Annotated in this window: 9 protein-coding genes; 3 read left to right on the top strand and 6 right to left on the bottom strand. The window is 68.1% G+C overall.

The features are described from left to right. Nucleotides 1-131: 131 nt before the first annotated feature. Together QSK36_RS08000 and QSK36_RS08005 are read left to right on the top strand one after the other, a co-directional pair. The gene (locus tag QSK36_RS08000) at nucleotides 132-992 is read left to right on the top strand and encodes a pentapeptide repeat-containing protein (protein ID WP_225897692.1); all 861 of its coding nucleotides are present in this window, start codon (nucleotides 132-134) and stop codon (nucleotides 990-992) included. 129 nt (nucleotides 993-1,121) lie between these two features. After that, the gene (locus QSK36_RS08005; RefSeq protein WP_285781882.1) at nucleotides 1,122-2,024 is read left to right on the top strand and encodes an IS5 family transposase; all 903 of its coding nucleotides are present in this window, start codon (nucleotides 1,122-1,124) and stop codon (nucleotides 2,022-2,024) included. Between the two features lie 8 nt (nucleotides 2,025-2,032). Here QSK36_RS08005 and QSK36_RS08010 read toward each other — a convergent pair whose 3' ends face one another. The 5 genes from QSK36_RS08010 to QSK36_RS08030 form a co-directional block, all read right to left on the bottom strand. Continuing rightward, nucleotides 2,033-2,386 carry a hypothetical protein gene (locus QSK36_RS08010; protein WP_285781883.1) on the bottom strand — a complete coding sequence of 118 codons (354 nt, stop codon included), beginning with the start codon at nucleotides 2,384-2,386 and terminating at the stop codon, nucleotides 2,033-2,035. A 40-nt stretch (nucleotides 2,387-2,426) separates the two neighbouring features. Then, on the bottom strand, nucleotides 2,427-5,276 hold the full coding sequence (locus QSK36_RS08015) for a DUF5005 domain-containing protein (RefSeq protein WP_285781884.1): 2,850 nt from the start codon (nucleotides 5,274-5,276) through the stop codon (nucleotides 2,427-2,429). Nucleotides 5,277-5,372: 96 nt separating this feature from the next. Continuing rightward, nucleotides 5,373-8,306, bottom strand: a complete 2,934-nt coding sequence (locus QSK36_RS08020) for a golvesin C-terminal-like domain-containing protein (protein WP_285781885.1) — start codon at nucleotides 8,304-8,306, stop codon at nucleotides 5,373-5,375. Nucleotides 8,307-8,911: 605 nt separating this feature from the next. Further along, nucleotides 8,912-9,847: a hypothetical protein gene (locus QSK36_RS08025; protein ID WP_285781886.1), complete on the bottom strand. Its 936-nt coding sequence runs from the start codon at nucleotides 9,845-9,847 to the stop codon at nucleotides 8,912-8,914. A gap of 55 nt (nucleotides 9,848-9,902) precedes the next feature. Then, entirely contained in the window at nucleotides 9,903-10,469 is a 567-nt protein-coding gene (locus QSK36_RS08030; RefSeq protein WP_183532494.1) for a hypothetical protein, read from the bottom strand. Nucleotides 10,470-10,738: 269 nt separating this feature from the next. On the opposite strand from QSK36_RS08030, the gene QSK36_RS08035 reads away from it, so the two are divergent. Then, the gene (locus QSK36_RS08035; RefSeq protein WP_183532492.1) at nucleotides 10,739-11,518 is read left to right on the top strand and encodes an AfsR/SARP family transcriptional regulator; all 780 of its coding nucleotides are present in this window, start codon (nucleotides 10,739-10,741) and stop codon (nucleotides 11,516-11,518) included. Nucleotides 11,519-11,572: 54 nt separating this feature from the next. Here QSK36_RS08035 and QSK36_RS08040 read toward each other — a convergent pair whose 3' ends face one another. Beyond that, nucleotides 11,573-13,615 (bottom strand): AfsR/SARP family transcriptional regulator, encoded by a 2,043-nt coding sequence (locus QSK36_RS08040; RefSeq protein ID WP_285781887.1) that lies wholly within the window; start codon nucleotides 13,613-13,615, stop codon nucleotides 11,573-11,575. Nucleotides 13,616-13,691: the final 76 nt, after the last annotated feature.

Genomic DNA, 13,691 nt, shown 5'->3' on the forward strand with positions numbered 1-13,691 from the left:
GCTGGGCGCCGGAACGGCGAGCGGCCGCGCGCCCACGGAACACGAGGAGATCAGGCACGTTGCCCGACACGCACGACCGCGGGGACGCCCGCGGAAAGGCCCCGGCCGACTCCGGCGGCGGACGGACCGACCTGCGGGCCGACTGCGCGAACTGCTTCGGGCTGTGCTGTGTCGCGCTGCCCTTCGCCGCCTCGGCCGACTTCGCGATCAGCAAGGACGCCGGGCGGCCGTGCCCCAACCTGCGGGACGACTTCCGCTGCGGCATCCATTCACGTCTGCGGGACAGCGGCTTTCCCGGCTGCACCGTCTACGACTGCTTCGGCGCGGGGCAGAAGGTCTCGCAGGTCACCTTCGGGCGCAGCTGGCGGGGCGATCCGCGGACCGCGGCGCGGATGTTCGAGGTCTTCCCCGTCGTACGGCACCTGCACGAGCTGCTGTGGTACCTGGACGAGGCGATGTCCCTGCCGGTGACCCGTCCGATCCACGCCGAGCTGCGCGGCGCGTTCGAGGAGACCGAACGCCTGACCATGGGCACCCCCGACGACCTGCTGGGCGTGGACGTCGCCGCCCACCGCGAGAAGGTCAACGTGCTGCTGCTGCGGACGAGCGAGCTGGTGCGGGCGTCGGCCGGGGGCCGTGCCGCCGACCGCAGGGGAGCCGACCTCATCGGCGCCCGGCTCAGGAAGGCCGACCTGCGCGGAGCCAACCTGAGGGGCGCCTACCTCATCGGCGCGGATCTGCGCGAGGCCGATCTGCGCGGCGCGGATCTCATCGGGGCGGATCTGCGCGGGGCCGACCTCGGCGGCGCCGACCTCACGGGGAGCGTCTTCCTCACCCAGGTCCAGGTGAACGCGGCAAGGGGAGACGACGCCACGAAGCTGCCCCCGGCCCTCACCCGTCCGGCGCACTGGTCGGGCCCGGCGGCCCGCCCGGCCGCCGCGGCGGGCCGGGCCTCCACCCGCCGCCCGCGCCCCCGCCGGGGGCGCGGATAGAGGCTCCTTGCCGGCGGCTAGGTCCAGTTTCGAAGTCCGCTGAGTGACGGCGTGTCGTGCCCGGACAAGCAGTGAGGTCTCCGGTAGACGGTTCATCGACCAAGAAAAACCTGAACACCGGAGACCTCGTTGGCCACCTTAGCGGTGACGAGGCGGTTCGACCTGACCGATGCGCAGTGGGCGCGGCTGGAGCCGCTGCTGCCCGCGCCGAAAAGACCAGGGCGGCCGTCGAAGTGGACCAAGCGGCAGCTGATCGACGGGATCCGGTGGCGGGTACGGGTCGGCGCTCCCTGGCGGGACGTGCCGGAGTGCTACGGCTCCTGGCAAGCGGTGTACGCCCTGTTCCGCCGCTGGCAGCGTGCCGGTGTCTGGCAGAAACTCCTCACCCGGATGCAGGCCCTGGCCGACGCCGCCGAACTCATCATCTGGCAGGTCGGGGTGGACTCCACCATCGTGCGGGCCCACCAGCACGCGGCAGGCGCCCGGCGCGATCCGCGTCTGCAGGCCGAACCACCGGGCGGAGTGAGCACCGAGCCGGCCGACCACGCGCTGGGACGCTCACGCGGTGGCCTGTCGACCAAGCTGCACCTGGCCTGCGAGCAGGGCCAACGACTGCTGTCGCTGGTGCTGACCGCCGGTCAGCGGGGCGATGCCCCACAGTTCGAGGCGGTCATGGCCGGCATCCGCGTTCCCCGGCTCGGGCCCGGCCGGCCCCGCACCCGGCCTGAGGTCGTCCGCGCCGACAAGGCCTACTCCTCCCGGGCGATCCGCGCCCACCTACGCAGTCGCGGGATCAGGTGCACCATCCCCGAACCAGCCGATCGCATCGCCGCGCGCCTACGGCGCGGCAGCCGCGGCGGACGTCCCTTCACCTTCGACGCCCGCGACTACCGCGCCCGTCATGCCGTGGAATGCGGCATCAACCGGCTCAAACGCCACCGTGCCATCGCGACCAGGTACGACAAACTCGCCGTCCGCTATCAAGCCGTCGTCCACATAACCGCGATAGACGACTGGCTAGCCAGGCTTTGAGACAGGCCCTAGGGTGTCCTCCTGTCGCCGGTCGAGGCGGGTGGCGAGCCCGGGGTCTTCTCGCGGATGTGCCAGGTCTCTCCGGGGCACATGGGCCGCCCGTAGGTGTAGCGCTTCCCGGTCTCCGTCGTCGCGGTGAACCGGTCGTCGGGCAGGGGAGTGACCCGGCAGCGGTTTGGCGGCGGAATGGTTTCAGTGGATCGGCCGGGAGGAAGTCTGGCGTACACGCCGCCGTCCCAGGTGACCACGACGTTCTCGCCGGTCTCATTGACGATCATGAAGATCTCGTCCCGGTAGGGCTGGCACGCGGCCAGGGTGAGGGTCACCAGGACCACCGCCCCGGCCAGCGGCCGAATGCGCAAGCGGCTCGCGCGTGATGCCACTTGTCCTCGTCTCTGCCGGCTACGTGTTCTTGGAGAAGAACGCCGATGTGGGCACGTCGAAGAACCGCGGCTGATAGATGTCCGGGAAGGAGGATCCTCTGATCCAGCAGGTCAGATCCGTCGCGCTCGTGCTCACGGTGTAGGAGATGACGACCCTGCTCCTGTCCGGGAGGGCGTTCACATGCACGCGTGCTCCGTACACGGATGAATATCTGGGGTTGGTCTTGGTCTCTGGAGGAGTATAAAGGTCCACTTGGTCCGAGCCGAAGCCCCATGGGGTCGTGGCGGGCATCGCGACGATCTTTCCGGGTGCCTGTGAGGCGGGTGTGTGACGCACCAGCCAGAACCGTTCGTTGAGGTAGACGACACTGAAGTCGACTTCGGACTTGGGCTGGAGTGGCGTGGAAGCGCTGCAGGACGGGGACCACTGTGCCGATCCGTCGGCGGCCGTCCCCGCGAAGTACTGCCAGCGGGTCTGGTCGGCCGGATCCGCCGTGCTCGCCGTTCGTGCGAGGTAGAGCGTCTTGTCCGCGCTCGCCGCATCCGCCTCCCATCCGTAGATGTAGGTCATCCCGGCCTGATCCAGTAAGGAGGCTCCCCAGATAACGGGGTAACCCTGCCTGACGAAGCAGTCCTGGAGCCTTGTCGGTACGACGTTCGCCGTGTTGGTGTTCAGCAGATCGGTGTGGGAGAAGCGGGCATAGGCGGCGCGGGTGTTCTCGTCCCCGACGCCCTCGTAGTAGAACTTCACCAAGTCTGGAACCCCGATGGCGTCGGTGAGGAGCTTGGCGTCTCCGGTCCAGTATTGTGCGCCTTCGCCCGCAGGCGTTTTCGCGTATCGATCCCAGTCATCTGCGTTGGTGTTCGTCTCTTGGCAGGTGCGCCCACCGGTGATCGTGCGCAGGGTGGAACCCTGCTGGACCACGATGGAGTTGCGGAGGTAGCTGACCTCGGTGCCGGGTGACTGTTTGCTCGGATCGCCGAGGAAGGTGTCGGAGAAGAACCATGCCCGGCCTCCCTCGGGTAGCGGGGTCGATTGGACGGCGTCGCCGCCGCTCCAATCGGCGCAGCCGGCTGAGGCCGATCGGTTGGACCACATGGTGTTGAGGGTGCTGGTGGGCCGGGGTCCGCCCTGGGCGACGGAGGCGCTCCAGTTGATCGGGATCAGAGCGTCGTCGGCGTCGCCGGCATTTCCCATCAGGTCGGTTCGCACCGCTATCAAGGTTGCGACCTCGCCGGGTTCCAGGCTGATGCTGATGTCGCCGTCGCCGGTGGACCGGCTCCAGTGAGACGGTGTGTCGGACGGACCGCCAGGGCCGGTCGGCCAGCTCACCAGTAGATACCGCAGGTCCGCGTCCGGACTTCCCTGGGTGAGATGCATCGTGAGCACACTCTGGGTCGTGGACGGCCCGGTGATCTCGAGATAGGCGGCGCCGCCCGGGTAAATCGCGGTTGTCCCGTTGGTGGAGCCGCCCACGAGCAGGGTGTGTTCCGCTGCTCGTGCGGGCCGGTTGTCCTGCAGCCTCACTGCCCACAGGATCTGGGCGTCCGGGTCGCGGTATCCCACGGGCGAGCCCAGGTATCTGCTCAGATCGGGCGCGTCCACGTTCAACCGATAGTTCGCCACCCAGAAACCGAGCAGCGCCTTTTCCATGTCGAGGCCATAGTCCTCCACCACGTCCTGTATGGCCTCCAGAGGGAGCCGGGTAATCCCCATCGACTCCCAGGTGTGCAGGACGAAGTTCACGTCAGTCTGCTCGGTCAGGTACTGCGCCAAGATGAAGGCGCCGTACTGCCGCTTGAACGGCTCCCATGGCCAGGTGCTGGAATTGATCGCCTTGTACGGCTCGCTGAGGAAGAGAGGCAGGCCGTTGGCGTAGGTATCCCACCCCGGTGCGGTGGGAGCCGTCAGGTTGAACATGCGGTGCGTTGCCCACTCGGCCGACGCCTCCATCCACCAGTTCACGGAGGGCAGGTCGAGGAGCAGGTTGAGCGTCGGGATGAAGTGGTACTGCATCACGTGGAAGAACTCGTGGTAGGCCAGGTAGCGGTATCTGTCGGCGCCCGGATCCGAGGGGAGAAGGATTATGGAGCCCTCTGTGTCATCGAACAAATGATCACCGAAGGGCAGCGTCAGTCCCGGATTCTGGTTCTCGTTGAAACCGAAATACACGCTGACATAATCACCGGGAAACTCATATCCCCATGACATGTAAGTGTTCCACGCCGTCGACAAGTCGTCGATGAACTCGTCGATGGCGTCCGGCACACCGTTGGTGTTGCTGTCGACCGCAGGCACGCCGGTGAAGCCGTTCACCCCGGAGATGCTGTAGAAGATGTTGAACACCTTCGAATGCAAGATGTACGACCGCTTGCAGTCGAAGACATGAAGGAGATAGGACCAGCTCATCGGCTCGCAGTCGGTCCAGCCCGTGGACGCGCCGGCGGACTGCGTCGCGACGACGGACAGCTGCTTGTCGATCGCGGAGTTCGCGTCCGTGGCCTTCCGGTCTCGTAGCGACATCGCGTGTCCGAGCGCCAGCCCCGCCGATTCGGACAGGCCGCCCTCGGCGCGGTACTCCTGCGGGAGCTTGCCAGGCTCGGCGATGCGCTGGACGGCGAGTCTCAGATACTCCTCGTCCGAGATCTTCCGGCCGGCCCAGGCGTGGGAGACGGGGTCATCCGGCCCGAAGTCGGGCCTCTTCCCCCTCAGTTTCCGGTGGAGTTCGCTTTCCTTGCGCTCGGTCCGGTGATACGGACGGGCGGGTGGCTGGGGTGTAGGGGGCGCTGCTACCTGCGCAGCGGGCGGGGGAGTGGGAGTGGGGGCGGCCGTCGCGGCGCCGGGCGTCGACAGGAGGGCCGCCAGCATGCCGGCCACCATCAGTATCGCCGTCCGTGCACGCCGACGGCGTCCAGGTGAGGACAACAAGTGCTCCGCCTAAGGAGAGAGATGTGACCAGGGGGCTCAGGGGCAGGTGACGGGGACGAACGCCACGGCGTCGAAGACGACGCTCTCGTCGCCGGTGCCCGTCATCGTCATCGTGCTGAGGGAGACTTTCGGCGTGCCCGCGAAGGTGAAGACCCCGAGCTCGACCCAGCGGTTCACCTTCTGGGCGGGGTTCGTCTTGACCGGCCGCTGGGAAATCACCCGGGATCGTATGCCGCGCGCGGTGAGGACGTCATAGCGTGCCCGCTGGGTGTAGCCGTAGTGGTCGGGCAGGTGGACAAGGACCTTCGCGGTCCCGTTGATCTGCTGGTTGAGCGTCCAGGTGCCGACGATGCGCATGACGGCGCCGTTGTGTGTGCTGTCGCGGGCATAGCCGAACCATTGGTGCCCGCCGAAGCCGTTGCCGAGTTGCTGGAAGTCGGCCTTGGCAGGGACCTTGCCAGCGGCGTCGCGTCCGAACCGCAGGGAGAAGGTGCCCGAGTTGGTCCAGGCGCTGTTGTCGCAGCCGCCGCGGATGGCGGGGACGCTGCTGGGCACGTCGTCGACGATCAGCGCGCCGGAGGGCAGGCCGGGGGTGTAGCAGGGGGACCAGTAGTCGGTGGGCTCTTCGCGCTCGGTGCCGGCCCAACTCGGATCGGAGTAGCGGATGTTGCCTTCGTTCCCACACATCGTCGCGCAGTTGGTCTTCCAGATCTTCGACAGGTGCCACCAGCACTTGAAATCGGCGCGGGTGCAGGTGCCCGGCTGGGCGCTGGGCGCTCCTGGCGCCGGCTGGCATTCGTTGCCGGCGGTGCCGGCTACGCAGAAAGCGCTGGCGTCGACGAGGAGATCGATGGTGGGGACGATCTGGGTGCGGTAGCTGGAGCTGTTCCACCAAGCGGCGTTGTAGCCGGCCTGCTCCTGAAGAGCGCCGTTGGCGTCGTAGTAGCTCTTGGTGATGGGCCAGGCGGCCCAGCCCAGGACCTTCTCCTGGTAGGGCCAGTACTGCGGGGTGGCGGCGTCCTGGTAGGTGTTGCCATCGAGGTAGGGATGACGTCCCGGCCGCCAGAAGGAGTTCGAGGGGTTGTTGGTCCAGCCCAGGCCCCACGCACCGTTGTTGGGCTGCCCGTTCTCATCGTTACCGTTGGCGGCGGCTTTGGGATGCCAGCCGGAGTTGTAGGCCCAGATCGCGAAGTACCAGTTCTCCAGCTTGGCTGCGTTTCCGTCGTTGGCCTTCATCGCGCCGGCTGTGTCGTCGTAGATCTGATTCCACTTCTGCGTCAGGGTGCGTAGCCCGGCTGCGATGTTGGTGACGTAGTCGAGAGCCACGGCCTTCTGCTTGACTGCGTCTTCGGGAGTGTGGGCGTCCGCCTTGCGCATGCCGTCGGTCTGCTGTGAAATGCCGTACCCGCAGTCGGCCTTGGAGAAGTCGATGGCCCAGTCGTTGGAAGGATCATCGTCGTAAATGTTGACACCGTAGTAGTTGCCGACCAGAGGGTTGCCGGTCTCGCCTTCGGACGCCCTGCGCTGTGCCTGCCACAGATTCGACTCCTGGGCCAGAATGCCCAGCATGATGTTGGTCGGCACCCGGCCTCCGCCCTTCAGGTCCTCCGCGGGGAACATCGCCTGCGGCGACCACTCCGGCAATCCCAGCTTTTTCCAGTTCTGCTCACGTTTCAGCGTCAGACGCTTCTGCACCAGCTGGTCGACCGCCCACTCCACCTGCCGCCAGTGAGGCTGATAGACCTGAAGGCGCGGATCATTGCGGGGCACCGCACAGGTGTATCCCTCATCCACCGAGTCGTCGGCCGCCGCCGAGGACGTCGAGGCCGAGGCGGTGGCCGTTGTCTCGCCTGCGGTATCGCCGGCGCGGGCCGCGCCGACGCGCCGCATCTGACCGGCTTGGGTTCTGGCACCCCTCACTCGGCCCAGCCGGGGATTGATCAGGTTACCGGTGGAGCTCTTGGGATCCTGGATCGTCGCGAGGGGAACCTCGAAGTCCACCTTCGTCCGTGTCGCGGGCACCTGCGCCGCCACCTCGACCGGCTCTGCTCCGGGAACCGGCGCGCTCACCCCGGCGATCCGGGAGTCTCGGGGATCGCCCGCCACGCCTGCGCGCAGCCCCCGACGGGCCGCGCTCTGCACCACCAGCTCGCCCTGTGAGGAGACCTGGCCCTGCGCCGCCGCCAGCACGCTCATCCTCGCCGGCAGGTCATGGAGCTTGTCGGCCTCACCGACCAGGAAAACCCGGCCGCCGGATCCCGCACGGATCGACAACTCACCGAGCGAACCCTCGGCCACTGTGCGGACTTTGCCCTGGTGGTAGTAGCGGGCGGTGACACGACCGGCGACCTGCTCGGCAAACGCGACCCCGCCCTGAGCGTCCACGTGCACGTCGAAGGGGACCGATCCCGCCTTGGCGAGAGTGCGAACCTTCCCGTCCTTGGAGACGGCTACCAGTTCCGGACCTCGAGCGGCCACCACGCCACCCTCGTAGGGCACCGCCGAAGACAGCTGGCCTGATACCACCATGGCACCGGCGCTCTTTCCACTGTCGGCCGACACTGTCACCAATCGAGTGGTGGGATGCTCCTGGGTGGCGCCCTGCGTCAGCGCCACTGTGTCCCCGGCTCCGCAGCCCGGGTTGAAGTACGCCAGGGTGCCTTGATCCGACAGCTTTTTCACCGCGCCGCTGTCCACATCCACCATCGCCGCGAAGGCGCCTCGCGCGAACAACTCCGGCCGGTTGGTGAAGTGCCGCGGAGCGTAGACGACCATCACCTGCTTGCCGGTCCCGGTCAGGCACGCGTTCCCGATCCATTGGTCACTGTCCATGCCCGGCTCACTCAAAGTCGCCAGCGTCCGCCATTCGTACCCATCACGCGCCCGCGCCATGAGCACGTGAAACCCCGACCCGTCTCCAGCGGTCGCCACCGCCACATCCGTCGACTCACGCCAGCCTGTGCCCAGCACGCGGTCACGGCGGGGGCTGTCCACGAAACCGCTCGGAGATCGGCCGGCGGACGCCTCCGCGGCTGTGTCATCAGCTGATCCGGCGCTCGGGCTCACCCCTGGAGGCCGATCAGGACTGGATTCAGCGGAGGCAATGGGAGCGACCGTCAAAAACAGAGGCGCCAACGAGGCGAGGACTGTGATTCGAGCGAGTAATCCGCCGCTTTTGATCATTTGCTCCCCTGTCTCGGATAGTGAGCGCTGCGCATGTCCGCACCTCTGACCAGAGCTCTGAGTCGCAGCCCGCCGGCGCCCGCTCGCGCTGTCAGTGGGCAAGCCCTTGTGCCGGGTCGGTGCGCACGGATCAACTGGATCCGGGCCACGTTTTCCCTCGGGGGATTAAATGCGCCTTGGGCGATCCGATCTCCGCGGGCTCTCGGAGTTGATTCAGGCACGTGCACGAAGGCTCGCGAATTTCGCGCGAGCCCTTCCATGGTCAGCCGCACTGGCCAGGTGAGCCGACCCTTGCCTCGTTCGTTCCTTCCACCCGCCCTTGTACAGCAGATGGGCGAGGCGGGAATGTTTCCACCTCGCCCCCGGCTACGGCATAAGCGTCCGCTGCCTACCTACCAGATCGAGGGAAGCTTCAGTCCGCCGCGGAGATACTTCTGCGCATTCTCGAGCCGGGCACTGTTTCGTGACCTGATTGCATCGAGTTCAGTGCGGTGCTCGGCGATCAGCTTCTCCTGATACTCCGAGTAGATCGCCTTCCGCGCGCCGTAGTAGTTGGTCGAGATCCGGCACTTCTCGTCAGCGACGGCCGTTCGGATTTCGTCCGCCGTGCCGCGAGGGGGTGGGTTGTCATCATTGTTGACCGTCACCGCCCACCGCGGATCGAGTTGTGCCTTGATGGGCGTCGCGTAATCGAATCCCGCATCCTTCATGCAGGCGCTCCAAACGGCTTCGGCCTCGTGCAGTCGTGGATCGTTACCCGCCTCGGCCGCCTCGTCCGCCCACTCGTAGAGTCGCTGTTCTCCGCCCACCGGGAGAGCGGAGCCCACAAGATCTCCGCCGGACGAATCAAGCAGCCCGGCGACGCGGCCGTCACAGCCACCTGCTGGAACGTCCCGGCCCGCGGCTTCCTTCACCTGGCCCTTCAGGACCTGCATGCTGGCCCTGGACACCGCGAAGCCGCGACGGCCGTCCTGCGCCGCATCGATCTCCTCAGCGAGACCGGGCGGACCGGCGTACCCGTACTTGGTGACCTCGTAGTGCCCCAGCCACTGCAGGTACGCCGCGTTCCTGGGCACTCGGACCGGGCTCACCTCCGGCGGGGCAAGTTGGGCGTCGAAGGTTCTCATGCAGGCCTTGAGCAGCTTGAACCGAGCCTCCTGCACGATGGACTGCTCGTCGCTCGACAAGTCGAACCGGTCCAGTGGAAGGCTCAGGTCCGCCGCTGTCCGCACCTGCGGCGCACTGGTGGCGGACGCGGAGAAAGAGAGTTGTGTGGACGCCGCCAGGCCGGCCGCCACAACGATCGTGCAGCAGGCGGCAATCTTCATTGATTTCCTTTTCATGATTTCTAATCCTCTGCAGTACGCGATGACGACTTACCGGTCAGAATGTGAGCATGTACGTCGACCATTCCCAGGGGTAGTAGCTGAACCCTCCCGTGCATTCATCGGTAGTGCAGTAGGAGCTCTGGAACGCCGACCCGATGTAACTCGCCGTGGACTTCCATACGGTGTTCGTGTATGCGCCGTAGGACAGGTCGGTCACTGTCCGATACGAGGCGCCGTTCCATCCGCAGTAGTAGTCGGACTGGCCGGTGGATTCAGCCCACCAGATCGTACGAAGGCGCGAATTCATCCAGGTGTTGCCGATCGCGTCGTTGTACAGCTTCGCCCAGCCGTACCTCCGCCCGGTCGCGGCGTTCGTCCCCGTGTTGACCTGGAAGTGCATGTAGTTGTAGCTCGAATAGGTACGCGACGAAGTCCCGTCCCGAACCAGGGGAGATGCGATGTCGGTCATGTCATAAGCGCTGGGGTCGCCGATGCTGCCCGAGCCGCAACTGGTTGTGGCTGCTTGGGCGGGCGCGGACAGCGACATGGCCACAGCCGTCCAGGCGACGGCTACGGCAAGCCCCGCTCGTGCCAATTTCGCAGATGTCATCAGGGTGGTCATCTCCTCATGCGTTCGCGCCCCGGCGGATCGGTGCCAGAGTCGGGTCATGGACACTACGCCCGCACAACTTGGCCGATTCCATTGCTTTGTCCGGATGGAACGGTATGAAATGGATCGCATAAGAGCTGCATCGATAACGCATATGCTCGGCTTTGGCCGTAACATCGCGATCTGTGATGACATGCTGACGCATTGTAAACGGGATTGTGGGGCCAGTGAACATCTGGGAAGATCGGCGCGGCAATCAATCGCATACGAGTGGGTAGTGGATGCTGCGCTTCGTATTACTTGGTCCTGTCGGTGTCAATGCGGATGGCGGGGGCGCGATTGCCTTGCCACCCATGGCGCGGACACTGCTGGCGGCACTTCTTCTGAGGGTGGGACGACGGTCGGCCAGGGAGAATTTGATCGGCCTGCTCTGGGATGATCCACCCAAGTCCGCGGAAGCCAACCTACGACAGCATTTTTCGATTCTGCGCACTCGTCTTGCCGAGCACGGCTGCTCAGAGCGGTTGATCACAATCCGCGGGGGAGGAGGCGGAGGGAGCAGCGCTTACGAACTCGTCCTTGAAGCTGATGAGCTCGATGTCACCGTGTTCACTACGCACCTCGCGCACGCCCGCGCCGCTCTCCGGGATGGCGATCAGAGCCGGGCGATCAGTATGCTCGCCGCCGCGTCAGCCCTGTGGCAGGGGCGGGCCGGCGAAGACGTGACAGGGTCCCGGCTCCTTCGCGAGCATCTCGCCGGGCTGGACGCGCTGAGAGCCGAAGCCGAGGTGGATCTGTGTGAGCTCCGGCTCCACCGTGAACCCGCCCGTCATCTTCTCGGAGACCTTCGGAGGTTGATCACGGCCCATCCATTGTGGGAGCGCCCCTACCTCCTCCTTGCTCAAGCGCTATGGGAGTCGGGAGACCCGGCGGCGGCACTTGGCACGCTCCATCGGGCCCGCGAGGTGCTCGGTGAGGAACTCGGGCTCGTTCCCAGCCGGCAATTCCACCGCCTCTACACGTGCATCCTCCGGCACGAGCCCGTCGCCGCCGCGGGCTGAACGACGCCCGGTGTGCGGGCTCATGGAGGGCAGGCCGGTCGTCGGCCCGGCGGCTCACGCATCAGGGCTCATGCCGTCTTCGACGGTGCCGGTGGCGACGCCCTGCCGGTGTTCGGCCGCTGGTCGGCCGAGAGCCGCGGCGAGGTCGTCCAGGTGCGCGGCCACCGGACCGAGCGTCAGCACGCCGCTGCCCGCCCCGGCCAGCTCGCCCGCGGCGGGCAGCAGCGCGGCGTGGGCGCGTTCCATCGTCGTGCGGTCCCCGAGTGTGAGGGCCGCCCGGGCGGCGAGGCACCACAGGGCCTCCGTCAGCAGGTCGCGCGGCGGCTCGGGCAGGGCGCGCAGCGCTGCGGCCGCCTCGGCGCGGCGGTCGCGCGCCAGCAGCACCAGAGGCCGGGCCCACGGCGCGTACGGCCCCCAATCGGCATGTTCGACGTCGGGCGGGGGCTGCCCGTGCCGCAGGCGCAGGCACAGCAACGCGAGCGGCAGCAGGCCGCGCTCCATGCCGGGCATGCCGGCGCCGTCCAGCCGGGCGGCGGCCTCCCGGTAGGCGGCCTCGGCCTCCTCCACCGTCGCCCGGCCGGTCGCGTCCAGGCGCAGCGCCCGATACCACGCGGTGAACACGCCCACCAGGGGCCGCTCGTGCCGTACGGCCAGGCGCTCGGCCTCGGCGGCGTGGGCGTCGGCGGTCGTGAAGTCCGCGAGCGCCGACCTGGCCTGTATCCGGATGAGATGCCCGAGCACCTCGAAGGTGACCAGGCCGTGCCGGGCGGACAGCTCCACCAGTTCGGCGCCGATCTCGTCGCGGCGGGCGGCCAGGCCCGTTCGATCGAAGGTCTGCATGAACAGGCCGCTCAACGCGAACGCCAGCAGCGCGGGGTCGTTCAGGCGGCGGGCGATCTCCTCGGCCTGCCGCGCCGCCCGCGGCCCCCGGCCGGAGCGGTCGCCGCGCGACTCCAGCGCGATCGTGGCCATCAGGCGGGCCCGGGCCGCCTCGTGACCGGCGGCCTCGTGACCGGGGACCAGGGCGGCCAGCGTGCGCCCGGCCGCCGCCACGATGCGCGCCGCCTGCCCGGGGTCGTCGGACCGGGTCCAGATGGCCGGGACGTCGAAGGCGCCGATCACCCTGGCGGTCAGCTCCGCGTCGCCGAGTTCCTCGGCCGCCTCGACGGCGGCCACGCGGTGCTCGCGCGCCGCCCGCAGGCCGCCGCCCCCGGTCACGGCGAGATCGCGCAGCAGTCCTGCCGTCGTCTCAAGGCGGGCCCGCGCCCCGGATGCGACCGCGCGGTCGTAGGCGGCGGTCGCCTCGGCCCATACCCGGTCGGCCGCGCCGCGCACCGAGGAGTCGAGGTGATCGGCCTGACGCAGGATGTCGGTCTCCAGGCGGCGCAGCCCCGGGCCCGGGTCCACTCCCAGCTCGTCCACCAGCAGTGCCCGCGCCCGGCGCAGCACGGCGAGAGCATCGCCCTGCCGCCCGCTGCGGTACAGCGCGAGCGCGAGCAGCCGCCATGCCTCCTCCCGCCAGGGGTGCCCGGCCGCGTGCGCGTCCAGGTCGGGCACCGCCTCGGCCGCCCGTCCCAGGGCCAGCCGCATCTCCGCGTGACGCTCGACCGCGTGCAGCCGGAGCTCGGCCAGGCGGGAGCGCTCGGCGCGGGCCCAGTCCTGGTCGGCGAACTCCGCGTAGGCGGGGCCGCGCCACCACCCCAGCGCCTCCTCCAGCCGTCCGAGCCCGTCTTCGGGGGACAGATCCGCGGCGGCGGCCACCGCGTGTTCGAAGCGCCAGGCGTCCACCGCGTCGGCGCCGGCCCGCAGCGCGTACCCCGGTCCCTCGGTGACCAGCAGCCGTGCGGGGGTGCGGGGCGGCCGGCCGGGTTCCAGCGCGCGGCGCAGCGCCGCGACGAACGTCCGCACAGCCCCGACCGCGCCCGCCGGCGGTCCGTCCCACAGGTCGTCGATCAGGCGGGTGACCGGGACGACGCGGCCGCGGGCGACGATCAGCCGGGCCAGCACCGCGCGGTGCCGCGGCCCCTTCAGGGCGATCGCGCCGCCGGTGCGGTCCCAGGCCGTCACCGGCCCCAGCACTCCGAACGCGATGCCCATCTGCGGCCCCCTTTCCGCGCGTACCCCCAGGTCAAAGCCACTGCCACGGTAGCGCGCTGATCGGATGCTCATTCAC

Source organism: Microbispora sp. NBRC 16548, from assembly GCF_030268985.1.
In the GTDB taxonomy this organism is placed as follows: domain Bacteria; phylum Actinomycetota; class Actinomycetes; order Streptosporangiales; family Streptosporangiaceae; genus Microbispora; species Microbispora catharanthi.